General features: G+C 66.6%; 20 protein-coding genes. 5 read left to right on the top strand and 15 right to left on the bottom strand.

The features are described from left to right. Window positions 1-44 precede the first annotated feature (44 nt). Complete coding sequence (locus tag ACH0AE_RS08085) at window positions 45-950, bottom strand: LysR family transcriptional regulator (RefSeq protein WP_294443882.1); 906 nt, start codon at window positions 948-950, stop codon at window positions 45-47. Between the two features lie 141 nt (window positions 951-1091). Here ACH0AE_RS08085 and ACH0AE_RS08080 point away from each other — a divergent pair, with 141 nt between their 5' ends. From ACH0AE_RS08080 to ACH0AE_RS08065, 4 genes are all read left to right on the top strand, one after another. Continuing rightward, on the top strand, window positions 1092-2477 hold the full coding sequence (locus ACH0AE_RS08080; RefSeq protein ID WP_294443881.1) for an NAD-dependent succinate-semialdehyde dehydrogenase: 1386 nt from the start codon (window positions 1092-1094) through the stop codon (window positions 2475-2477). Window positions 2478-2579: 102 nt separating this feature from the next. Further along, complete coding sequence (locus tag ACH0AE_RS08075; protein WP_294443880.1) at window positions 2580-3176, top strand: DUF308 domain-containing protein; 597 nt, start codon at window positions 2580-2582, stop codon at window positions 3174-3176. Window positions 3177-3300: 124 nt separating this feature from the next. Beyond that, window positions 3301-3708 (top strand): Ohr family peroxiredoxin, encoded by a 408-nt coding sequence (locus ACH0AE_RS08070; protein ID WP_294443879.1) that lies wholly within the window; start codon window positions 3301-3303, stop codon window positions 3706-3708. A gap of 36 nt (window positions 3709-3744) precedes the next feature. Next, window positions 3745-5139 (top strand): FAD-containing oxidoreductase, encoded by a 1395-nt coding sequence (locus ACH0AE_RS08065; RefSeq protein ID WP_294443878.1) that lies wholly within the window; start codon window positions 3745-3747, stop codon window positions 5137-5139. A 13-nt stretch (window positions 5140-5152) separates the two neighbouring features. Here the strand turns inward: ACH0AE_RS08065 and ACH0AE_RS08060 are convergent, their stop codons facing one another. The 4 genes from ACH0AE_RS08060 to coxB are packed head-to-tail and all read right to left on the bottom strand — an operon-like array spanning window position 5153 to window position 9242. Further along, complete coding sequence (locus ACH0AE_RS08060) at window positions 5153-5737, bottom strand: TetR/AcrR family transcriptional regulator (RefSeq protein WP_294443877.1); 585 nt, start codon at window positions 5735-5737, stop codon at window positions 5153-5155. 54 nt (window positions 5738-5791) lie between these two features. Further along, window positions 5792-6109, bottom strand: coding sequence for a hypothetical protein (locus ACH0AE_RS08055; RefSeq protein WP_406875626.1), 318 nt, complete (start codon window positions 6107-6109; stop codon window positions 5792-5794). After that, window positions 6106-8556 carry a cytochrome c oxidase subunit I gene (gene ctaD, locus ACH0AE_RS08050; RefSeq protein ID WP_294444632.1) on the bottom strand — a complete coding sequence of 817 codons (2451 nt, stop codon included), beginning with the start codon at window positions 8554-8556 and terminating at the stop codon, window positions 6106-6108. The genes ACH0AE_RS08055 and ctaD overlap by 4 nt, the downstream gene beginning before the upstream one ends. Continuing rightward, a complete protein-coding gene (gene coxB, locus ACH0AE_RS08045) occupies window positions 8553-9242 on the bottom strand; it encodes a cytochrome c oxidase subunit II (RefSeq protein WP_294444631.1) in 690 nt (229 codons plus the stop codon). The genes ctaD and coxB overlap by 4 nt, the downstream gene beginning before the upstream one ends. Here coxB and ACH0AE_RS08040 point away from each other — a divergent pair, their 5' ends adjacent. Further along, complete coding sequence (locus ACH0AE_RS08040; protein ID WP_294444629.1) at window positions 9243-9758, top strand: DUF2231 domain-containing protein; 516 nt, start codon at window positions 9243-9245, stop codon at window positions 9756-9758. On the opposite strand, the gene ACH0AE_RS08035 is transcribed toward ACH0AE_RS08040, so the two are convergent. The 10 genes from ACH0AE_RS08035 to ACH0AE_RS07990 all read right to left on the bottom strand — a co-directional run bounded on the left by ACH0AE_RS08035 (window position 9728) and on the right by ACH0AE_RS07990 (window position 22044). After that, entirely contained in the window at window positions 9728-10222 is a 495-nt protein-coding gene (locus ACH0AE_RS08035; RefSeq protein ID WP_406875625.1) for a CopD family protein, read from the bottom strand. The two genes, ACH0AE_RS08040 and ACH0AE_RS08035, sit on opposite strands and share 31 nt — an antisense overlap. Next, window positions 10219-11001, bottom strand: a complete 783-nt coding sequence (locus ACH0AE_RS08030) for a cytochrome c oxidase assembly protein (RefSeq protein ID WP_294444627.1) — start codon at window positions 10999-11001, stop codon at window positions 10219-10221. The genes ACH0AE_RS08035 and ACH0AE_RS08030 overlap by 4 nt, the downstream gene beginning before the upstream one ends. Window positions 11002-11102: 101 nt before the next feature. After that, window positions 11103-11297, bottom strand: a complete 195-nt coding sequence (locus tag ACH0AE_RS08025) for a hypothetical protein (protein WP_294444626.1) — start codon at window positions 11295-11297, stop codon at window positions 11103-11105. Continuing rightward, window positions 11290-11619, bottom strand: a complete 330-nt coding sequence (locus ACH0AE_RS08020; RefSeq protein WP_294444625.1) for a hypothetical protein — start codon at window positions 11617-11619, stop codon at window positions 11290-11292. Before ACH0AE_RS08020 ends, ACH0AE_RS08025 begins: the two co-directional genes overlap by 8 nt. Further along, window positions 11619-12506 carry a peptidylprolyl isomerase gene (locus ACH0AE_RS08015; RefSeq protein WP_294444623.1) on the bottom strand — a complete coding sequence of 296 codons (888 nt, stop codon included), beginning with the start codon at window positions 12504-12506 and terminating at the stop codon, window positions 11619-11621. The genes ACH0AE_RS08020 and ACH0AE_RS08015 overlap by 1 nt, the downstream gene beginning before the upstream one ends. Next, window positions 12503-13297, bottom strand: coding sequence for a respiratory nitrate reductase subunit gamma (gene narI / locus ACH0AE_RS08010; RefSeq protein ID WP_294444622.1), 795 nt, complete (start codon window positions 13295-13297; stop codon window positions 12503-12505). The genes ACH0AE_RS08015 and narI overlap by 4 nt, the downstream gene beginning before the upstream one ends. Then, window positions 13294-13992, bottom strand: coding sequence for a nitrate reductase molybdenum cofactor assembly chaperone (narJ, locus tag ACH0AE_RS08005; protein ID WP_294444621.1), 699 nt, complete (start codon window positions 13990-13992; stop codon window positions 13294-13296). The genes narI and narJ overlap by 4 nt, the downstream gene beginning before the upstream one ends. Next, window positions 13989-15515: a nitrate reductase subunit beta gene (gene narH, locus ACH0AE_RS08000; RefSeq protein ID WP_136451915.1), complete on the bottom strand. Its 1527-nt coding sequence runs from the start codon at window positions 15513-15515 to the stop codon at window positions 13989-13991. Before narH ends, narJ begins: the two co-directional genes overlap by 4 nt. Next, window positions 15512-19294 (bottom strand): nitrate reductase subunit alpha, encoded by a 3783-nt coding sequence (locus ACH0AE_RS07995; protein WP_294444620.1) that lies wholly within the window; start codon window positions 19292-19294, stop codon window positions 15512-15514. Before ACH0AE_RS07995 ends, narH begins: the two co-directional genes overlap by 4 nt. Then, window positions 19291-22044, bottom strand: a complete 2754-nt coding sequence (locus tag ACH0AE_RS07990; RefSeq protein ID WP_294444619.1) for an MFS transporter — start codon at window positions 22042-22044, stop codon at window positions 19291-19293. The genes ACH0AE_RS07995 and ACH0AE_RS07990 overlap by 4 nt, the downstream gene beginning before the upstream one ends. Between the last annotated feature and the right edge of the window lie 284 nt (window positions 22045-22328).

Below are 22328 nucleotides of genomic sequence, written 5' to 3'. Positions count from 1 at the left end.
GCGGACGCTGGTGGAATCATACGCTGGTTTACGTTGGCGGCGGGCTAGCCGGCGGTTCCACATTGCCGGGCGACCTGCTGCGCGATGGTGCGGAAGTTCATCGTGATGACGCTGCGATCATCGGGACGCGTGGCAAGCGAGATGCGGGCGACGGGGCCCGGGCCGCTGATCGACAGGTAATGCACGCCGGGGAGCCGCGCGCTCGCCAGTTCGGACGGGATAATCGACACGCCAAGCTCGACCGCGACGAGGTTCGCGATCGAGGTGATCTGGGGCGCGACCTGCTCGACGAGTGGATCGAGACCCGCATCACGACAGACCTCGATCAGTTCGTCGTAGAGGCCGGGGCCGAGGACGCGGGAGAAGAGGATCAGCGGCTCGCCCTCCAGTTCGCGCAGCGTCGCTGATGCGCGGCCGGCGAGCCGGTGTTCGGCGGGCACGACGATCGCCATCTTCGCTTCGGCAAGCGGCAGCACGGAAAAGGCGGGGGGCGGCTCCTTGCCGGGGCGGAAGAAGGTGGCGTCCAAGCGGCCTTGCCCGAGACGGACCAGCAGTTCGGCGCTGTTCAGTTCCTCCAGCACCATTTCCACCTCGGGATAGGCGCGGCGGAAGGTGCGCAGCGTGGTGGGGATCAGCGGATTGAACGTCGTCGAGCCGGTATAGCCGACGCGCAGCAGGCCGACTTCGCCGCGCGCGCCGCGCTTTGCCATGCGGACCGCGCGGTCGAGGCGCTCGAACACGGCGGGGACGGCGGCGAGGAAGGCGTGGCCGGCCTCGGTAAGCTCCGCGCCCTTGGGCGTGCGGCGGAACAGCGGCGTGCCAAGCTCGCGCTCGAGATCGCGGATCTGCGAGCTGAGCGGCGGCTGCGCGATGCCCAGCCGCTCGGCGGCGCGGCGGAAGTTGAGGTCGTCAGCGACCGCCAGGAAGTAGCGAAGGTGGCGAAGCTCCATCCGCGAAATGATACGCCGGACGTATCAACAATAATATTCGATATATTGGACGGTTTGGCGGCCTCTTCCCAACTTGCCGGCACCGCCCGGGAGCGCCGTGTTGATGGCGCCGGGCTCCAAAATTCAGAAACAGAGGCTCTTATGATTACCGTTTACAATCCCGCTGACGGATCGGTGGTCGGTGAAGCGCCGCAGATGGATGCGGCCGCGGTTCGCGCGGCGGTCGACCGCACCTGCGCTGCCTTCCCGGTCTGGTCGCGCCAGCTCGCCCGCGATCGCAGCGCGCTGCTGCGCCGCTGGTTCGATCTGGTGAGTGCCGACCGGCGCGCCTTTGCCGAGATCATGGTGAAGGAAAATGGCAAGTGCCTGTCCGAGGCGCTGGGCGAGATCGACTACGGCCTTGGGTTCATCGAATGGTATGCCGAGGAAGCCAAGCGGGTCTACGGCGACACGATCCCCAGCCATGCGGCGGGGGCGTCCGTCCTTGTGACGAAGGAGCCGGTTGGGCCGACCGCGGCGATCACGCCGTGGAATTTCCCGTTCATGATGATCTGCCGCAAGATCGCGACCGCTCTTGCGGCGGGCTGCACGATGATCATCAAGCCGTCTGAAGAGACGCCGCTCACCGCCTACAAGCTGCTGGACTACGCCCGGCAGGCCGGCATTCCGGAGGGCGTGTTCGAGATGGTGACGGGGGACCCGAAGGAGATCGGCGAGATCTTCATCTCCGATCGGCGCATCCGCAAGATCTCGTTCACCGGATCGACCGCGGTGGGCAAGCTGCTTGCCAGCGCAAGCGGCGCGACGCTGACGCGGATGACGCTGGAACTGGGCGGAAACGCGCCGTTCATCGTCTTCGATGACGCGGACTTCGATGAAGCAGTGGCGGGCGCGGTGGCGGCCAAGCTGCGCAATTCCGGCCAGGTGTGCATCTCGCCCAACCGCTTCTACGTCCAGGACGCGATCTATGACCGCTTCGTCGCGGCGATCGCCGAGAAGGTCTGGGGGATCGAAGTGGGCGACGGAATGCGGGAGGACTTCGTCGTCGGGCCGATGATCAATCAGGCCGGCGTCGACAAGGTCGCGGCGCTGGTGGCGGATGCCTGCGATCACGGCGCGCGGGTGCTGACCGGCGGCAAGCTCGATGCGCTGGGCGGCCTGTTCTACGAGCCCACTGTCCTTGCGGACATGGATGAACGCGCCAAGGCTGCGCAGACCGAGATCTTCGGCCCGGTGCTGCCGGTCTATCGCTTCACCACCGAGGAAGAGGTGATCAGCCGCGCGAATAACACCGATTATGGCCTGGTCGCCTACGCTTATACCCGCGATCTCGGACGCGCCTTCCGCCTTTCCCGTGAACTCGAGGCGGGGATGGTGATCCTCAATTCCGGTTCGGTCGGCACCGCTTCGGTTCCGTTCGGCGGGGTGAAGGAATCGGGCTACGGCCGCGAGGGCAGCCATTACGGCATCGAGGAATATGTGGACGTCAAATACGTCCTGATGGCGGGGCTGGATCGCCGTCACTGAGCGCGGCCGCGCCCCGGCTACCACCCGCAACCAAGGTATAAGTTACCAACCTCGTAAACCTGATCTACCTATCAGTTGGTAGGCAACAAAGAGGAGGCCGTCATGGCCGCAACCAACGTTCGACTTCCGGCTGCCGATGCGAACGCAGCATGGCTCAAAACCTACTACTTCCTGCGCTTTGCGGTGGCGGCCGCGTGGGTGGCCGTTGCCTTCACGCTGGCTGCGCACATGCCGACGCTCGCAGCGGTGATGCTGATCGCTTATCCGACGTGGGACGCGGCCGCGAACTATATAGATGCGCGGCACAGCGGCGGACTGGGGCGCAATCCGACACAGTTGCTCAACGTCGTCGTCAGCACGCTCACCGCCGTGGCGGTCGCGGTCACGCTGCGTCAGTCGATGAACAGCGTGCTGGTGGTATTCGGCGTCTGGGCAGGTTTTGCCGGCGTCCTCCAACTGGCGACGGCTGCACGCCGGTGGCGCTCCTATGGTGCGCAATGGGCAATGATCCTGAGCGGGGCACAATCGGCACTGGCCGGTGTCTTCTTCGTCAAGATGGCCGCGGGCACGATGCCGATCGGGATCACGACCGTCGCGCCTTATGCCGCCTTCGGCGCCTTCTACTTCCTCGTTTCCGCTGTCTGGCTGACGGTGACTGGCGCGCGCGCCTCGGCGCCGCACCAGGTGCCGTCCCGCTGATCCGGGTCGGGAGGCGCCCCGCGTTTAGCCCCCTGAGCGCGCTACGCCCCCGCCGTGCGCTGCCGCCCCTTATTTCCTCGAGGGGCGGCAGCGCACGAAGCTTCAGACAGGAAAGGAGCCCCTCTTGTCGAACGACATCATCTATCGCGCCACTGCCACGGTGCTGGACGCCCATACCGGCACCGCGGCCACCGAGGACGGCGCGCTGGAGGTGCTGCTGACGGGGCCGGGGACGCCGGGCACCAATGCCGAGCAACTGTTCGCGACCGGCTACGCCGCCTGCTTTCTCACCTCGCTTCAACGCGTGGCGACGCAGCGCAGGGTCACCCTTGTCGCGGGCACGCTGGTGACGGCGACGATCGGCATCACGCAGCCCTACCTCGGCGGGTTCCCGCTGAAGGCAACGATCCTTGCCACCATGCCGACGATCGACCGCACGATGGCGGAACAACTCGTTGCGGCGGCGTACGAAATATGTCCCTATTCGACGGCGACGCGCGGCAACATCGACGTGGCTCTGGATGTTGCCTGAGCTGACCGGCGGTTTGGCCGGGGGAGGTCTTCCGACATGACGAGCGAACGGCAGTATGACGCGATCATCATCGGCGCAGGCCAGGCGGGCCCGCCGCTCGCCGGCCGCCTGAACGACGCGGGCAAGCGCGTCGCGATCATCGAGCGGCATCTCGTCGGCGGCACCTGCGTCAACACCGGGTGCAAGCCGACCAAGACGCTGGTGGCGAGCGCCTATGCGCTCCACACCGCGCGGCGCGGCGGGGACTATGGCTTCACGCTGGGCGGCGAGCCGGCGGTCGACATGACCGCGACGGCGGCGCGGGCACGCAAGGTGATCCTCGATTCCCGCAGCAGCAACGAGACGTGGCTGGAAGGCATGCCCAATGTCACGCTGATCCGTGGCCATGCGCACTTCGTGGCGGAGCGGACGATCGAGGTGAACGGCGAGCGCCTGACGGCGCCGCAGATCTTCATCAACGTCGGCGGGCGGGCGGTGCTGCCCGATATGCCCGGCATCGACCAGGTGCGCGTCCTCACGAACAGCGACATGGTCGCGCTGGACGAGTTGCCGCGCCACCTCGTCGTCGTCGGCGGCAGCTATATCGGGCTCGAGTTCGCGCAGATGTACCGCCGCTTTGGCGCCGAAGTGACGGTGGTCGAGCGATCGGACCGGCTGATCGCGCGGGAGGATTCGGACGTGTCGGACGAGGTGCGCGCGATCCTCGAGCGCGAAGGGATTCGCGTGCGCACCGGTGCGGAATGCATCGGCTTCGCGCCGCATGGCGAGGACGTGTCGGTCACGGTCAGCTGCCGTCAGGACGATGCGCCGGCGATCGGCAGCCATGTGCTGGTGGCGGTCGGGCGGCGGCCGAATACCGACGATCTCGGGCTCGACGTCGCCGGCGTCGCGACCGACGAGCGCGGCTACATCAAGGTCGATGACGGGCTGGAGACCAATGTCCCTGGCATTTACGCGCTGGGTGATTGCAACGGCCGCGGCGCCTTCACCCATACTGCGTACAACGACTTCGAGATCGTCGCTGCCAACCTGCTCGATGGCGAGCAGCGAAAGGTGAGCGATCGGCTGCCGGGCTATGCGCTGTACATCGACCCGCCGTTGGGCCGCGTCGGCATGACCGAGGCGGAAGCGGCGAAATGCGGCCGCCCCCTGCTCCACGCCAAGCGGCCGATGACCCGCGTCGGGCGGGCAGTGGAGAAGGGCGAGACGCAGGGCTTCATCAAGATCGTCGCCGATGCGAAGAGCCGCCACATCCTGGGCGCGGCGATCCTCGGCACGGGCGGCGACGAGGCGATCCACGGCATTCTCGACATGATGAATGCCGGCCAGACGATCGAGGCCTTGCGGTGGGCGGTGCCGATCCACCCGACCGTGTCGGAACTGATCCCGACGGTGCTGCTGAGCCTGGAGCCCGCCGACAGCGCGGGCTGAGGCTAGCGGCGCGTCAGACGCGGATGCGGTCGATCGACGCCTCGACGATCATCGCGAATCGCGCCGGATCGTCATAGGCGCGCGCGGCCAGCATGGCGCCGTACGTGGTGGCCATGAAGATTTCCGCTTCCGCGCGCGGCGACCCCTGTAGCGTCATCGATCCTTGCGCGACGCCGAGCGCCAAGACGCGCTCCAGCCACGTCGACAGATCATCGAAATGTCCGCGCACGGCCGTGCCGACCTGCGGGGGGAGGTTCGGCAGCTCGGCGGCGAGCACCGCGGCGAGGCAGAAGGGCGCGGTCTGGTCGCGGATGCAGCGTTCCCAATAGCCGGTGTAGAGGCCCAGCTGATCCATCGCGACGGAGGTGGTTTCATCCAGCGCCGCGATCTGCGCACGGATCGCGGCACGCGCCTGCTCTACCGCGGCGACCACCAGATCGGCCTTGGAGGGAAAGTGGTGGTGGATGCTCGCCTTGCGAATGCCGATATGCTCGGCAAGGTCGGCATAGCTGAACCCGGCATAGCCGCCGCGCATCATCATTACCGTTGCGCTGTCGACCAGCCGACCTGCCGTAGTTCCGGGTGCCTTCACGATCATCTACCTTCCAATAGGAAGATGGCCTGCATGCGGCGGCAGCACAAGGCCGCGGCCTCAGCTGCACGTGGTAGCGAAGACCACCGGAAAGCCGGTGAAGGTCGTCGCGGCAAGGCCGGTCAGCGCCAGTGTCGGTGCGAGCCAGTCGAGCAGAGTCTCGCGCGTGGCGCGGTGCCACAGCACCCAGGCGAGCGACGCCAGCAGCGTGAGGCATAGCAGCCACGCCGCGATCAGCAGCTCGCGCCCACCGAGCGGAAGCGCCGTCATCACGCCAGCGAGCTGCGGCGAACAGACGAGGCCCTGCAGCCCGTAGATCAGCGGGAAGGCGAGCGCCCAGCCGATCAGCCCCGAAATGGCCCGCAGCAGCGCCGTCATCGCAGCAGCGCTGGAAGCTGCGTGGCGAGCGCGGCGATCAGGCCGGCGGCGGCGGCATAGTTGCTCCACAGCGTTGCGATGCGCACCTCGCCACGCCGCGCGGCGGACTGATAGCCGGCCCGGCGCCGCGCGCGGATGAAGGTGAGCATCAGCACGGCGAGCGCGGCGTGGAGCAATGCATAGCCGTTCATCATGCCGATCAGCGCAGCGGCGGCGTGCACGGTAGGAGGCGGGGCGATGACCTGGCTCGCTACCAGCGTCGCGATCAACAGCAGCTGGCCGATGATCGCCTGCTCCGGCTGCGCACCGGCGCGGCGCGGCGCAAAGGCGGCGAGGGCAGCTCCGGCGGCGGCGCCAAGGATCACGAGCCACGATCCGGAGAAGGGCAGCGGCGGCGGCCAGCCGGGCGCGACGGTCAGCAGGAAGACCTGGCCGAACAGGAGCGAGCCGAACAGCGTCGCATCGGCCAGCAACAGGGCGACGCTGCCGAGCCAGCCCGGCGGATCATCCACCTCGGCATGGGTGGGCGCGGTTTCGCCATGGCCGATCGGGAGCTCGCCCAGATCCTCGCGCCGGCCAAGTGCCCAGGCCCAGCGCCAGCCGAGCGCAGCGACGCCGACGAGCGCGATCGGGGCAAACCAGTAAAGCTTGAGGAGCAGCGCGACGAAGAACGTGCCGGTGACCAGCGCGGTGACGATCGGCAGCCGCGTGTTGCCGGGCAGAACGATGACGTGCCGGACACGGCCCTTGAGGTCGACTGCCAGCACCTCGCGCCAGCGATGCCGCACCTCGCCGAGGTAGCCTTCGCCGCGCGCCAACTGGTTGGCGAGATCGGGCGTGTCATAGCCCGGCTCGCGCGAGGCGACGATGGGCAGGCTGGCGATGTTGTAGGCGGGCGGGGGGATCATCATCGCCCATTCCAGCGTGCCGGCGTGCCAAGGATTGCGCGGCGAGCGGCGCGACAGGAATAGCTGAAGCGCCACGTCGATCGCGAACAGCGCGAAGCCGATAGCCATCACGAAGCCCCCGACCGACGAGATGAGGTTCATCCACGTCCAGCCGACGTCTCCGGGGTAGGTTTCCACGCGGCGCGGCTGGCCGAGCAGCCCGGCGAGGTGGAGCAGGAGGAAGGTCGCGTGGAAGCCGACGAAGATCAGCCAGAAGGCAAGCTCCCCCAGCCGGAAGGTGCGCTGGCGCCCGGTGAAATGCGGCAGCCAGTAATAAGCGCCGGCCAGCATCGGGAAGACGAATCCTCCGACCAGCACATAGTGGAGGTGGGCGGTGACGAAGGCGGTGTCATGCGCCTGCCAGTCGAACGGGACGACGGCGACCATCACGCCCGTGAGCCCGCCCATGACGAAGGTGACGAAGAAGCCGATCAGGTACAGCATCGGCAGCTTCATCTGCGGCCGGCCGGCCCATAGCGTGCCCAGCCAGGCGAAGATCTGCACCCCCGTCGGCACCGCGACCAACGTCGAGGCGGCAGAGAAGAAGGCCAGCGCCATGTGCGGGATGCCGACGGTGAACATGTGGTGGACCCACAGGCCGAAGCTGAGGAAGGCGAGCGTCAGCACCGAGGCGACGATGATGCGGTATCCAAGGATCGGGGTGCGCGCCATCACCGGCAGCACGGTCGAGACCACGCCCGCCGCGGGCAGGAAGATGATGTACACTTCCGGGTGGCCGAAAAGCCAGAACAGGTGCTGCCACAGGAGCGAATCCCCGCCGCGCCCCACGTCGAAGAACGGCCAGTCGAAGGCGCGCTCGATCTCGAGCAGGATCGATCCCAGGATCAGCGGCGGGAAGCCGATCAGCATCATCAGCGCGGTCGCCAGCAGGTACCAGACGAAGAGGGGCAGCCGGTCCAGCGACATGCCCGGCGCCCGCACGCGCAGGATCGAGACGGTGATCTCCACCGCGGCGGCGATAGCGGAAATCTCGACGAAGGTGATGCCGAGCAGCCAGAAATCCGAGTTGATCCCCGGCGAATAGGGCCGTGACGAAAGCGGGGTGTACATGAACCACCCGCTGTCGGGCGCGACGCCGAGCAGCAGCGAGAGGATCAGCAGCGAGCCGCCGAAGAGATAGCACCACCAGCCGTAGGCGGAGAGGCGCGGGAAGGCGAGGTCGCGCGTGCCGAGCAGCTTGGGCAGCATGTAGATCGCCAGCCCCTCGAACATCGGGATGGCGAACAGGAACATCATGATGCTGCCGTGCATCGTGAAGAGCTGGTTGTGGATTTCCGGCCCGGCAAAGGCGCTGCGCGGTGTGGCAAGCTGCGCGCGGATCAGCATCGCGAGCACGCCGCCGATCGCGAAGAAGGTGAAGGCGGCGATGATCAGCCGGCGGCCGATGTCGCTGTGGTTGACGGTGCTGATCGTGCCCCGCCAGCCGGGCGGTGCGCCCCAGATCGCGCCTAGCTCACGGTGGAGGCGAAGCGCCTTCATCGCGCGCCTCCCGCGGCGAACCGGCGCCACTCCGCCGGGGCATGGGCGATAACGCGGAAGTTGTGCCGGGCGTGGCCGGTGCCGCAATACTCCGCGCACTGGCCATAATAGATGCCGGGCGCATCCGCCTGGATCGACAGCCGGTTCACATGGCCGGGGATCGCGTCGAGCTTGCCGCCGAGCCGTGGCACCCAGAAGCTGTGGATGACGTCCGCGGTGCTGATCGCAACCGTCACTGGCTGCCCGGCCGGGATGTGGAGCACACCTTCGGTAGGTGCGGCGGCGGTGCCGGGATAGGCGAAGCGCCAGCGGTACTGGCTCGCCTCCGCACTTACGTCAAGCGCGTCCGCGCGCGCCGGGATCGATCGTTCGCCAAGCACAACGCCGGTGACGAGCAATGCGGTCAGCACCGTCATCGGAAAGACGATGCCGCCGCCGATCAGCCACAAGCGCTCCGGGCTGCGCTGCGGCGGGCGGCGGAAGGAGAGGGCGAGCAGCCCGAGCACCAATGCGAGGATCGCGGCGGCCCCGGCGAGCATGATCCACCACAGCCGCGCGATGGCCGCCGCTGACGGCCCGGCGGGGTCGAGCGTCGACAGCGGGCCACTGCACCCCGCCGCCGCCATCCCGGCGAGCAGCACGGCAGGGGGTGTCAGGACGCGGAAGGCGTGCGTAGGATAAGGCACATGGCCACGAACGAACCGACGCCCGAAGCCCAGCTGATCGATCCGATCAGCGCCTCGCCCCATTTCCATCGGTCCGAATCGAAGATCGCGATCGCCGGCCATCCGATCCACGCCATGCTCGTCGCCTTTCCGATCGCGATGAGCGTCTGCACGCTGGGGGCGGACCTGTTCTACTGGTGGACGAGCGACGCCTTCTGGGCGCGCGCCGGACTGTGGGCGATCGGCATGGCGTTCCTGATGGGGCTGCTCGCCGGCCTGTCCGGCACCGTCGAGCTGCTGCTGGTACCCGGCATCCGTGCGCGCGCCGCCAGCTGGACGCACTTCATCATCGCGGTGATGCTGCTGGCGCTGCTCGGCACGAACTGGGGCTATCGCCTCGGCGGCTACGAACAGGCGGTGCTGCCGCTCGGCATCCTGCTGTCGTTCCTGTGCGTGGCCTTCACCGGCTTCACCGGCTGGCATGGGGGGAAGCTCGTCTTCGACTATCAATTGGGAACCTCTTCCAGCGGCAACTGACGGCCGACCGGCGCGCGCAGCAGATCGGGCAGTTGCTGCACGTCGAGCGGCGGCTTCAGCAGCACCAGGATCAGGATGCCGAGGATCAGCACGCAGAGCCCCGTCATCATCGGCCAGGCGGGCGGGGGCTGCTGCTCGCCGGCTTCCTCGCCCATCTTCAGTACGATGTGACCGACGAAGGCGTGAAGCGCGACGAGCATCGCCACCAGCGCCAGCTTCGCGAACAGCCAGGGCACGAACATTCCGCGCAGGAAGATGAGCGGCGTACCTGCGGCGATCGCGATCACGGCGGCTGGGGTCACCAGCCGGGTATAGCTGTAATGCGTGAACTTGCGGATGCGGGCGTAGCGGAACTGGTGCTCGCCCTCCTCGTGCCGCGCCAGCATCAGCGGCAGCGACAATAGCCCAGCCGTCCACAGCAGCAGCGCCATGATGTGGATTGCCTTCAGAAGCGTGATGATCATGCCGGCGACAGATCCCGCCGCCATGCCCGCCGCGCGATAAGCGCACCGATGAGGAAATAGGGGATCATCGCCGGCACCCACATGATGAGCCCGGCAAGCTGCTGGTCCTCCTGCGGGGACAGGCCGAACGGCGCCGTCGTCACCAGATGGGCGGCGTAGAGCGGATCGGGCGCGAAGGTGAGGATCGCGCCGAGCAGCCCCATCTGCGCCATGGCCGCGAGGATGGTGAGCAGCGCTGTCACCGGTTCGCCGGCCGGATGAAGCACGCGCCGCCAGAACCAGGTTGCGCTGGCGAGCAGGCCCGCCTGCGTCGCCCAATAGACGGTAGTGCGCGACAGGGCTGCATCATAGGCGATCGGCCAATGCCAGAACCACAATGTGACCGTCGCGGCGAGGAGGGCAGGGATGGGGGAGCCGGCGCCCTTTCGATGCGTGATGAATGCCGGGGCGATCAGCGGCGCCGCGACCAGCACGATCAGCAGGTGGTGGACGGTGCGGGCGGCGAACAGAGCATTCGTCAGCGCACACAAGGGAGAGACGAAGGCGGCCAGGAGGGCGCCGATGCCGACCATCGCTGAACGCCTTGCGACCAGATCGCCCGCGGTCATCCGCCACAAAAGCACGGCCGCAGCGGCGATCGCCAGAAGCAACACCGGATCGAGATTCCACCGCAGCCAGAGCTCGCCCGGGAGCGGGGGCATGCCACAATAGCTGGCCGCCACCCTAACCGCGCCCGTTCCCGCGCCACCGCTGGTCACCACCGCCACCTCGCTGGTCAAACCTGTCCCCTTCGCCGCACCCTATCGCTTCTGGATAATGATTGGCGCGACGTTTTGTGTCTTGAGCGGTGCAGGACTGGCGGCGAGCGGCGCCCGTCGCGTCAGATCACCAGATAGCCGGTGATGACCAGGCAGATGGCAAGAACGATGATCCAGATCACGGGCCAGCTTTCGCCCTCGCCCTCCGTCGCCGACGTGGTGTCGATCGGTGCCGGTGAACTGGCGCCGGTGTCGTATTGCGTCTCGGTGCTGCTTTTGAGCGCGCGGTTGAGCTGCGTCTTCTGTCCGTCAGGCATGGGTCGCTCCCGCTTCGATGGTGTCTGAACGCGAGCGGCAGTCGGGCGCGGTCAGCCGCCAGTGGACCATCGCCGCAAGGCAGCTGGTGCCTGGATCGCTGCTGTCGCGCAGCCCCGACATCAAGGTCACCCAATCCTCTTCGCCGGCAAGGCGCGTGAAGTCGGCGATCGCCATGCGCGCATAGCCCGAGACGCTGAGGCCGAACCGGTCGGCCGCGGCGGCGGCTTCCCCGGCAAGCGAGGGATCGGTGTGGCCGAGCCATTGTTCGAGCCCGTCGGACGAGCGGCGGGCGGAAGCAAGGATGTCGCCCAGCGTTGCCATCACTCGCCCCCGATCCGGATGCCCTCGACATGGCCGCGTTCGGCCAGCGCGGCAATGTAGCGGGCCGACGCCATCGTCCAGCTGCGCGCCTCCAGCATCTCGGCGATCTTCGGCCGCACCACTTCATAGGGAAGCGTTCGGCCAGGAATTCGGCGTTGCAGCCGAAGCACGTGCCAGCCGAAGCGCGAGCGGACCGGGCGCGGCATGGTGGCGCCGTCGGCAAGTTGCTCCAGAGCCGCATGGATCTCGCCGACCAATTCGCCGCGACGGACCTGGCCGAGCGATCCGTCCTGTTGCGCCGAGGGGCAGCTGGAATGCGCACGTGCGGCGACGGCGAAGGCGGCGGGATCATCGCCGACGGTCTGCGCGATCTCGCGAGCGCGCTGCTCCGCCGCGGCCCAGGCATCGGGTTCGTCGCTGTCAGGCTCGATCAGGATATGCGCCGCGTCGAACAAGTCGGGCGTGCGCAGCCGCTGCTGGTTCGCCGCATAATAACGCTGGCATTCCGCATCGTCGGGAAGCTCGGGGCTGACCTCCGTTTCCAGCACGCAGCGGATCAGCGCGTCGTCTTCGGGCTCGATCCGGCCGGCTTCGTCCTCCTCGGGATCGGCGGTCAGATCCAGCCGGCGTGCCTCCTGCAACAGCAGTTCGCGCACGGCGAGCGCGCGCGCCGCCTCCGTCCAGGCCGTCTCCATGTCGGGCGCGGGGTGATGCTGGATTTCCTGGGCGATGCTCTCGGGGTCGATCTCGACGCCGTTGACGCGCACGTCGCCGAAGCTCGGCGGCCGGGGGAGCAGGGGTTCCGCCCCGCCGCAGCCGCCGCTGGCGCAGGCGGAGGGCATGCCGGTGCGCGGCGTCAGATCGAGCGTGTCTGCCTGTCGGGTCATATCGCCTGGCTCTCCTCGGCCTGCTGGCGAAGCATCGTATCTCCGCCGTAGCTCGCTGCGCCCCCGGCCATCCCGCGCGTCGGCGACAGGTAGCGCTTGCCGATCGGCATCCGCGACCGGACGATCTGATAGCCGGGGCGGAACAGGAACCAGACCGGCGCGCTCCAGATATGCACCAGCCGGGTGAACGGGGTGATCAGGAACAGCGTCAGCCCCAGGATGATGTGCAGCTTGTAAACCAGCGCCACGTCGGCGATTTCCTCCGGCGCGCCGGGGTTCAGCGTCAGGATGCCGTTTGCCCAGTTCATGAACCGAAGCATCTCGCTGCCGTCGAGGTGGCGGATCGTCCAAAAGGTGGTGAGGATGCCCAGCGTCAGCTGGCACCAGATCAGCACCAGCACCGCGATGTCGCCCCACGACGAACTGCGCCAGATGCGCGGATCGACCAGCCGGCGGTGCAGCAGCAGGGTGCAGCCGATGTAGGCCATGACCCCGGCGATTCCGCCGACGATCAGCGCGGCGAGCTGCTTGAACTCATGCCCGATCCCCAGCCGGTCGATCACCGTCACCGGGGTCAGCAGCCCGACGAAATGGCCGAACAGCAGGATCAGCAGCCCCATGTGGAACAGGTTCGATCCCAGCACCATCTGGCGGCGGCGCAGGAACTGGCTCGACTGCGATCGCCAGCTGAACTGGCTGGCGTCGAAGCGCAGGATGCTGCCGACGATCAGCACGGTGACGGCGAGATACGGGTACCAGCCGAATGCGAGTTGGTTGATGAACGCGTTCATGCTCCCGTGTCCCTCTTCTGGGCCCGATTGGAGGCGCGGATCTTGGCGACGACGCCGGTCGGCCCGCCCATGTCGTGCGCGGCGGAGGCCATGAAGCTGACCGGCGCCTCTTCCCATTCCTCGTCGATCTTTGCCGGATCCTCGGACGGTTGCCGTTCCTTGAGCTCCGCCAGCGCGCCGGCATCGGGCTTCACCCCGGCCAGCGCGAGCAGCGCGTGGAAGATGCTGGCATAAGGCGCCTCGCGCTCGTCCAGCCGCTCGGCCAGCGCGGCGAAGACATGCGCCGGCTGGCCCAGGAAGTCGCGCGCCTCGCCGGGCGGCAGGTTGGACGCATATTCCAGGAACACCGGTACGAAATCGGGCAGTTCGCGCGTGTCGAGCAGCAGCCCGCTGGCGGCATATTGCTGCCCGAGGTCAATCATCGCCTGGCCGCGTTCGCGCCCGTCGCCATGGACATGTTCGAACAGGTGGAGCGACAGCCGGCGCGAACGGTCGAACAGGTCGCTATAGGTGATCTGCAGGTCGAGCAGATCGTCGTTCGTCATCGCATCGAGCAGCGGCTGGAGCCGCGCCAGCACCGGCTTGCGCAGCGCGCCTTCCTCGCGCAGCAGCGCGCCGATCGCGGCGGCATTTTCCTGCAGCTCGGCGGAGGGATAGTCGAGCAGGGCGGCCAGCGCCTTCAGCGTCATCCTCATGTCGGGGCATCCATATAGCGTTTGCGCGGCGTTCGCTTCGCCCCGCCGAACAGGTTCACCTTGGTCGAGCCGTTGCTGTCCTCGCGGAAGCCGAAGCCGCTGTTGCCGCGCAGGACATAGGCGTCCTCCTCCAGCTCGCGGTGGGTGGTCGGGATGACGTAGCGGTCCTCATAGGCGGCGAGCGCCATGATGCGGTACATGTCCTCCACCAGCGCGCGGGTCAGCCCGACACGTTCGGGAATGGCGGTGTCGATGCGGCCGTCGATCGATTTCGCCCGCATATAGGCGCGCATCGCCAGCATCCGTTCGAGCGCCAGCGCGATCGGTTCCTCCTTCCCCGCGGTCAGCAGGTTGGCGAGGTAGCGAAGCGGGATGCGCAGGCTGCGCACGTCGGGCATCCCGTCGCGCGAGGACATCTTGCCCGCCTCCGCCGCCGACTGGATCGGCGACAATGGCGGCACGTACCAGACCATCGGCAGTGTGCGATATTCGGGGTGGAGCGGGAAGGCGACGCGCCATTCCACCGCCATCTTGTACACCGGCGAGCGGGTGGCCGCCTCCAGCCACAATTCGGGCACCCCGTCGCGCCGCGCGGCTTCCTGTACGGCGAGGTCGTTGGGATCGAGGAACACGCCAAGCTGCGCCTCGTACAGGTCCTGCGGATCCTCGACTGAGGCGGCGGCCTCGATCCGGTCGGCGTCATACAGGACCACGCCGAGATAGCGGATCCGCCCGACGCAGGTTTCGGAGCAGACGGTGGGCTGCCCCGTCTCGATCCGGGGATAGCAGAAGATGCACTTCTCCGACTTTCCGGTCGACCAATTGTAATAGATCTTCTTGTACGGGCAGCCCGACACGCACATCCGCCAGCCTCGGCATTTCTCCTGATCGATCAGGACGATGCCGTCCTCCGCGCGCTTGTAGATCGCGCCCGACGGGCAGGAGGCGAGGCAGGCCGGGTTGAGGCAATGTTCGCACAGACGCGGCAGGTACATCATGAACGTCTGTTCGAACTGGCCGTAGATCTCCTTTTCCACCCCGTCGAAATTCTGATCCTGGCTGCGCTTGGCGAATTCGCCGCCAAGCATGTCCTCCCAATTGCCGCTCCATTCGATCTTGTTGAGCGCCTCGCCGGTCAGCAGCGAGCGGGGGCGGGCGGTGGGCTGCGCCTGAAGCTCGGGCGCGGCCTGCAGCCATTCATATTCGAACGTATAGGGTTCGTAGAAATCGTCGATCTCCGGCAAATGCGGATTGGCGAAGATCTTCGACAGGATGCGCCATTTCGATCCCTGGCGCGGCTGGATGCTGCCGTTCTTCTTGCGGATCCAGCCGCCCTTCCAGCGTTTCTGGTTCTCCCAGTCCTTCGGATAGCCGATGCCGGGTTTCGTCTCGACATTGTTGAACCAGGCGTATTCGACGCCCTCGCGGTTGGTCCACACGTTCTTGCACGTGATCGAACAGGTGTGACAGCCGATGCACTTGTCGAGATTGAGCACCATGGCGATTTGTGCGCGGACTTTCATTCTGCGGCCTCCACGCTTGATCCGGTGCCCCAGTCGGCCGTGCCGCCGGTGACATTGGCGGCATCGTCGGCGCGCTTGTCGAACCAGTTCACCTGGCTCATCTTGCGCACGATCACGAATTCGTCGCGGTTCGCGCCGACGGTGCCGTAATAATTGAAGCCATAGGCAAGCTGGGCGTAGCCGCCGATCATGTGCGTCGGCTTCATGTTGATCCGCGTGATGGAGTTATGCACCCCGCCGCGCTGGCCGGTGATTTCGGACCCCACGGTGTTCACGAGCTTCTCTTGCGCGTGATACATGATCGCCGATCCGGGCATGATCCGCTGCGACACGATCGCCCGCGCGGTCACCGCGCCGTTGATGTTGAACACCTCGATCCAGTCATTGTCCTCGATCCCCGCGGCGGTCGCATCATCCTCGCTGATCCACACCGTCGGCCCGCCGCGGCTGAGGCTCAGCAGCAGGAGGTTTTCCGAATAGGTCGAATGGATGCCCCATTTCTGGTGCGGGGTGAGGATGTTGAGCAGGATTTCCTTGTTGCCGTTGGGCAATTGCCCGACGACATCATGCACCGTCTTGGTGTCGATCGGCGGTCGCCAGGTGACCAGGCTTTCGCCGAACGCGCGCATCCAATGATGGTCCTGGTACAGCGATTGCCGCCCGGTCAGCGTTCGCCACGGGATGCGTTCATGGACGTTGGTATAGCCGGCGTTGTAGCAGACCTTCTCGCTTTCCAGCCCCGACCAGATCGGCGAGGAGATGATCTTGCGCGGCTGCGCGGCGACATCGCGGAAGCGGATTTTCTCCTCCTCCTTGCCCTCCGCCAGATGCCGGTGATCGCGCCCGGTGGTATGGCCCAGCGCCTCCCACGCCTTCAGCGCGACTTCGCCATTGGTCTCGGGCGCGAGCATCAGGATCGTCTCGCAGGCGTCGATATCGGTATTGATCCGCGGCCGTCCCTCGGTCAGCCCGCCGGGCACCCGCCCGTTGAGGTTGCCGAGCAGCTCCACCTCGTGCGCCGTGTCCCAGCTGATCCCCTTGCCGCCATTGCCCAGCTTCTCGAGCAGCGGGCCGAGCGCGGTGAAGCGCGCGAACGTCTCGGGATAATTGCGCTCGACGATCTGCACGTTGGGCATGGTCTTGCCGGGAATGGGGTCGCATTCGCCCTTCAGCCAATCCTGCGGCTCATAGGGCTGTGCCAGTTCGCCGGGGCTGTCGTGCTGGATCGGGGAGAGGACGACGTCATGTTCGACCCCCAGCACCTCGGGGCAGATCTCCGAGAATTTCTCGGCGATCGAGCGGAAGATGTTCCAGTCGCTCCGGCTCTCCCACGCCGGATCGACCGCGGCGGTCAGCGGGTGGATGAAGGGGTGCATGTCCGACGTGTTGAGGTCGTGCTTCTCGTACCAGGTCGCTGTCGGGAGCACGATGTCCGAATACATGCTGGTGGTCGACATGCGGAAATCGATGTTGACCATCAGGTCGAGCTTGCCGACCGGCGCCTCGTCGCGCCACGTGACGTCGCGCGGCCGGTCGATCTGGTCGATGTCGGTATCGGTCCCGACGATGCCGTGCAGCGACCCGACCAGGTGCTTCAGGAAATATTCGTGGCCCTTGCCACTGGCGCCCAGCACGTTGGACCGCCAGAAGAACATGTTTCGCGGCCAGTTCTGCGGATTGTCGGGGTCGAGGCTGGCCGGCTTGATGACGCCGGTCTTCCACCCATCGGCCACGGCAGCGCCCGGATCGGTCTGGCTCTCGTGCAGCCGGCGACCGAGATCCAGGGGGTTCATCTGAAGCTGGGGCGAGGAGGGGAGCCAGCCCATCCGCTCCGCCTTGGCGTTGTAATCCAGCATGCTGCCCGACCAGTCGCCTTCGGGCGCCAGCGGCGACAGGATCTCCGACATGCGCAGCGTCTCGTACCGCCACTGATCGGTATGTGCGTAGAAGAAGCTGGTGCCGTTCATCTGGCGCGGCGGGCGCGCCCAGTCGAGCGCGAAGGCCAGCGGCAGCCAGCCGGTCTGCGGGCGCAGCTTCTCCTGCCCCACATAATGCGACCATCCGCCGCCCGACTGGCCGACGCAGCCGCACATCACGAGCAACGCGATGATCCCGCGATAGCTCATGTCCATATGGTACCAATGGTTCAGCCCGGCGCCGAGGATCACCATCGAGCGGCCACTGGTCGCCTCGGCATTGGCGGCGAATTCGCGAGCCACCTGGATGATTGCCTGGCGCGGCACGCCCGTCACCTTTTCCGCCCAGGCGGGAGTGAAGGGCACGTCGTCGTCGAAGCTTGAGCCGACGTTGCCGCCGCCGAAGCCGCGGTCGACGCCGTAATTGCCGCACATCAGGTCGAACACGGTGGTCACCGTCGCGCTGACGCCGCCGGCCAGCGTGATGCGCCGCACCGGCAGGTTGCGCAGCAGCACCTCGTCATGGTTGGTGGCGACGAAATCGTGCGGCGCGGTGGAGCCGAAATAGGGGAAGGCGACCGGCTCGACGCCGTCATTATGCGCCGCCAGCGTGGTGCGCAGCCGCACCTGGTTACCCTCGGCGTCCTTTTCCTCGAGGTTCCACTTGCCGACCTCACCCCAGCGGAACCCGATCGTGCCGCGCGGCGCGACCAGTTCGCCATTGGCGTCGTCGATCGCCACCGGCTTCCAGTCGGTGTTGTTGAGCTCGCCCAGCGCGCCGTCGAGATCGGCCGCGCGCAGCAGGCGATCGGGCACCAGCCGCCCGTCGCGCTCGACCAGCCGGACGAGGAACGGGAAGTCAGAATATTGCCGCGTGTAATCGGCGAAATATTCGACCTGCCGATCGACGTAGAATTCCTTCAGCACGACATGGCCAAGCGCCAGCGCGAGCGCGGCATCGGTCCCCTGTTTGGGGTGGAGCCACATGTCGGAGAATTTCGCCGCCTCGTTATAATCGGGCGCGATGACGACGCTCTTGGCGCCGCGATAGCGAACCTCCGAATAGAAATGCGCGTCGGGCGCCCGCGTCATCGGGATGTTCGATCCCCAGACCAGCAGGAACCCCGCATTGTACCAGTCGGCGCTTTCGGGAACGTCGGTCTGCTCGCCCCAGGTCTGCGGCGACGATGGCGGCAGATCGCAATACCAATCGTAGAAGCTCAAGAGCGTGCCGCCGATCAGCGACAGATAGCGGCTGCCCGCGGCATAGGAGATCATCGACATGGCGGGGATCGGGGAAAATCCTGCGATCCGGTCCGGCCCATATTCCTTGATCGTATAGGCGTTGGCCGCCGCGATGATCTCGGTCGCCTCGTCCCAGCCGATCCGCACGAAGCCGCCGCGCCCGCGCTTCGACACCCAGTCGCGCCGCTTGTCGCCATCCTGCACGATCGACTGCCAGGCCGCGACCGGCGCCATCGTCTTGCGCGCCTCGCGCCAGTGGCGGACGAGCCGCGCGCGGACGAGCGGGTATTTGATGCGGGTGCCGGAATAGAGATACCAGCTGTAGCTGGCGCCGCGCGGGCAGCCGCGCGGCTCGTGATTGGGCAGGTCGGGCCGGGTGCGCGGATAATCGGTCTGCTGCGTCTCCCAGGTGACGATCCCGCCCTTGACGTAGATCTTCCACGAACAGGATCCGGTGCAGTTCACGCCATGCGTCGACCGCACGATCTTGTCCGCCGCCCAGCGCTTGCGGTACGCATCCTCCCACGCCCGCGTCTCATCGGTGGTGATGCCGAGGCCATCGGAGAACTTCTCCTGCGCTCGGCGGAAATACGTCAGGCGGTCGAGGAAATGGCTCATGTATAGGCTCCGCTGGTCAGGTTGCGCTTGCCAGCGCCGGAAGGGGGGGTGCCAAGCCGGGGGCGCGATCCGAACATGCCGCGCGGGCCGCTGTAGGCGACCCAGGTGATCGCCGCGCAGCTGAGGTAGAAGACGAAGAACGCCCACAGCGCGGCATCGGCGGATCCGCTGCTGCTGATCGACCAGCCATAGGCCTTGGGGATGTAGAAGGCGCCATAGGCCGCGATCGCCGAGATGAAGCCAACGATCGCCGCCGCCTCGCGATCGGCATGCAGCCGCCGCTCGTCAGCGGGCATGTCGGCATGTTCCGCGTCGAACACCCGGCGCATGATCGCCGGCACCATCTGGAAGGTGGAGGCATTGCCGACGCCGCTGACGAAGAACAGCAGCACCGTCATCCCGAAGAAGCCGCCGAAACTGCGCGCGTCGAGCGACCAGATCATGCCGGCAATCGCGATCGCCTGGACGATGAACACCCAGAAGCTGACTTTCGCGCCGCCGATCCGGTCCGACAGGCCGCCGCTCCCGGCCCGCGCCAGCGCGCCGACCAATGGGCCGACAAAGGCATAATGCAGCGCGTCGATCTCCGGAAAGACCAGCTTGCACAACAGCGGGAAGCCCGCCGACATGCCGATGAACGTCCCGAACGTGCCGGTGTACAGCCAGCACATGATCCAATTGTCGCGCCGGCCAAAGATCGTCGCCTGGTCGGCGAAGGAGGATTTGGCGCTCAGGATGTCGTTCATCCCGAACCAGGCCAGCACCGTCCCCAGCATCACCGGCGGCACCCAGATGAAGCCGGCATTCTGCAGCCACAGGCTCGTGCCGTCGTTCGCCACCTGCGCCTGTCCGCCCAGCGCGCCGAACAGGCTCATGGTGATCGCCACCGGGACGACGAGCTGCATCACGCTGACGCCAAGGTTGCCGATCCCGGAATTGATCGCCAGCGCGCGGCCCTTCTCGGCCGCGGGGTAGAAGAAACTGATATTGGCGACCGATGAGGCGAAATTGCCGCCGCCAAAGCCGCACAGCAGCGCCAGCACCAGGAAGATGAAGAACGGCGTCCCCGGGTTCTGCACGGCATAGCCGATGCCAAAGGCGGGGATCAGCAGCGATGCGGTCGACAGCGTGGTCCACAGTCGCCCGCCGAAGATCGGCACCAGAAAGGCGTAGAAGATGCGCAGCGTCGCGCCCGAAATGCCGGGCACCGCGGCCAGCCAGAACAATTGGTCGGTGGTGAAGGTGTAACCGATGCTGGGCAGCCGCGCGACGACCACGCTCCACACCATCCACACGGCGAAGGACAGCAGCAGGCAGTAGGTGGAGATCCACAGGTTCCGCTTGGCGATCGGCCGCCCGGTCGCCTCCCAGAATTCCGGGTCCTCGGGGCGCCAGTCGGCGATCGGCCCGGCGCGCACCACCGGGCGCTTCGCGCCGGGTTCGCCCATGCCGCGGAACTCGGGCAGCTCGGGGCTTTGCGGCACGTTCGCCACCACCGCCGCGTCGCGCTCCATGTGCTGGATCGCGCCGTGCATCCACAACAGCGAGACGAGCACGATCAGGAACAGGAGCGCAAAGCTGCTCGTCCAGATGCCCGTGAGGTCAAGCAACGCGCCAAAGGCCAGCGGCAGGATGAACCCGCCCAGCCCGCCGATCATCCCGACCAGCCCGCCGACCGCGCCGACATGGTTGGGGTAATAGACCGGGATGTGCTTGTAGACCGCCGCCTTGCCCAGGCTCATGAAGAAGCCGAGCAGGAAGATGACGATCAGGAACGGCACCAGCCCCATCGAGGTGCTGAAGGTGATCGGCCCGTCGACCCCCTCGATGACGTAGGACGTTGGCGGGTAGGACAAGAGGAACGTGCACGCCACCGACACGATGAAGGTCGCGTACATCACCTTGCGCGCGCCGTAGCGGTCCGACAGCGTGCCGCCATAGATGCGGAACAGGCTCGCCGGGACCGAGTAAAAGGCCGCGAGCATCCCGGCCGTGCGAATGTCGAGGCCATAGACCCCGATCAGGTAGCGCGGCAGCCACATCGCCAGCGCGACGAACCCGCCGAACACGAAGAAATAATAGAGCGAGAACCGCCACACCTGGACGTTGCGCAGCACTTTCAGCTGGCTCGCCATGCTCTCGGCCTTCTGGCCGCCGCGTTCGCGGGCGTGCTGGTCTGGGTCCTCTGGCGTGACGAACAGGAAGATCACCCCCATCAGGATGATCGCCGCGGCCCAGATCTTCGCCACCATTTCCCAGCCCATCGCCACCATCACGAACGGGGCGAGGAACTTGGTCACCGCGGCGCCAATATTGCCCGCGCCAAAGATGCCGAGCGCGGTGCCCTGCCGCTCGGCGGGATAGAATTTGGAGACATAGGCGACGCCGACCGAGAAGGAGCCGCCCGCCAACCCGACGCCCAGCGCCGCGATCAGCAGCCAGGTATAGGTGTGGGCGTACGACATCAGGAACGTCGCGATGCCCGACAGCACCATGACCGCGGCGAACACCCGCCGCCCGCCGATCTGGTCCGACCAGACGCCCAGGAACACGCGCACCAGCGATCCGGTGAGGATCGGTGTGCCGGTCAACAGGCCGAATTGCGTGTCCGAAAGGCCCAGTTCCTCTTTCACGCCGAGCCCGACGATGGAGAAGATGGTCCAGACTGCAAAGCAGACGGTGAAGGCAATCGTGCTTGTCCAGAGCGCACGACCCGCGCCTTCTTTCGCTCGTGCAATATCCTCCGACATGGATGTCATCATCCCCAGCCGTCGAAAGGTCTCCGACAGCCGTCGTCATCCGCGCTTTAACTTGTGAATACAGTCAGTAATGTTCCTTAGGGGCGATTTTGGCTGCTACGGCTGTCTGGAACTAGCAAAGCGGATCAGTCCCTGATGCCGGTATCGGAAAACCGGAAGTTCATGCCGCGGAGGAAGTCGAGAAAGGTGAAAGCGGCGCAATTATCCTGTTGACTTAGACAGGTCTCAAACCCCGGATGTACAAGGAACGAGACGTGGTCTGCGCGCTAAGTGCG

Origin of the sequence: Sphingomonas sp. 179-A 2A2 NHS, from assembly GCF_045371305.1 — a bacterium.
Taxonomy (GTDB): domain Bacteria; phylum Pseudomonadota; class Alphaproteobacteria; order Sphingomonadales; family Sphingomonadaceae; genus Sphingomonas.
The sequence above is the reverse complement of the archived record's forward strand: the minus strand, read 5'-3'. Positions and strand labels throughout refer to the sequence as shown.

Coding starts and splice junctions, on each gene's coding strand:
- ACH0AE_RS08085 (WP_294443882.1), bottom strand. CDS start 950: ATGGAGCTTCGCCACCTTCGCTACTTCCTGGCGGTCGCTGACGACCTC.
- ACH0AE_RS08080 (WP_294443881.1), top strand. CDS start 1,092: ATGATTACCGTTTACAATCCCGCTGACGGATCGGTGGTCGGTGAAGCG.
- ACH0AE_RS08075 (WP_294443880.1), top strand. CDS start 2,580: ATGGCCGCAACCAACGTTCGACTTCCGGCTGCCGATGCGAACGCAGCA.
- ACH0AE_RS08065 (WP_294443878.1), top strand. CDS start 3,745: ATGACGAGCGAACGGCAGTATGACGCGATCATCATCGGCGCAGGCCAG.
- ACH0AE_RS08060 (WP_294443877.1), bottom strand. CDS start 5,737: ATGATCGTGAAGGCACCCGGAACTACGGCAGGTCGGCTGGTCGACAGC.
- ACH0AE_RS08055 (WP_406875626.1), bottom strand. CDS start 6,109: ATGACGGCGCTGCTGCGGGCCATTTCGGGGCTGATCGGCTGGGCGCTC.
- ctaD (WP_294444632.1), bottom strand. CDS start 8,556: ATGAAGGCGCTTCGCCTCCACCGTGAGCTAGGCGCGATCTGGGGCGCA.
- ACH0AE_RS08040 (WP_294444629.1), top strand. CDS start 9,243: ATGGCCACGAACGAACCGACGCCCGAAGCCCAGCTGATCGATCCGATC.
- ACH0AE_RS08035 (WP_406875625.1), bottom strand. CDS start 10,222: ATGATCATCACGCTTCTGAAGGCAATCCACATCATGGCGCTGCTGCTG.
- ACH0AE_RS08025 (WP_294444626.1), bottom strand. CDS start 11,297: ATGCCTGACGGACAGAAGACGCAGCTCAACCGCGCGCTCAAAAGCAGC.
- ACH0AE_RS08020 (WP_294444625.1), bottom strand. CDS start 11,619: ATGGCAACGCTGGGCGACATCCTTGCTTCCGCCCGCCGCTCGTCCGAC.
- ACH0AE_RS08015 (WP_294444623.1), bottom strand. CDS start 12,506: ATGACCCGACAGGCAGACACGCTCGATCTGACGCCGCGCACCGGCATG.
- narI (WP_294444622.1), bottom strand. CDS start 13,297: ATGAACGCGTTCATCAACCAACTCGCATTCGGCTGGTACCCGTATCTC.
- narJ (WP_294444621.1), bottom strand. CDS start 13,992: ATGAGGATGACGCTGAAGGCGCTGGCCGCCCTGCTCGACTATCCCTCC.
- narH (WP_136451915.1), bottom strand. CDS start 15,515: ATGAAAGTCCGCGCACAAATCGCCATGGTGCTCAATCTCGACAAGTGC.
- ACH0AE_RS07995 (WP_294444620.1), bottom strand. CDS start 19,294: ATGAGCCATTTCCTCGACCGCCTGACGTATTTCCGCCGAGCGCAGGAG.
- ACH0AE_RS07990 (WP_294444619.1), bottom strand. CDS start 22,044: ATGTCGGAGGATATTGCACGAGCGAAAGAAGGCGCGGGTCGTGCGCTC.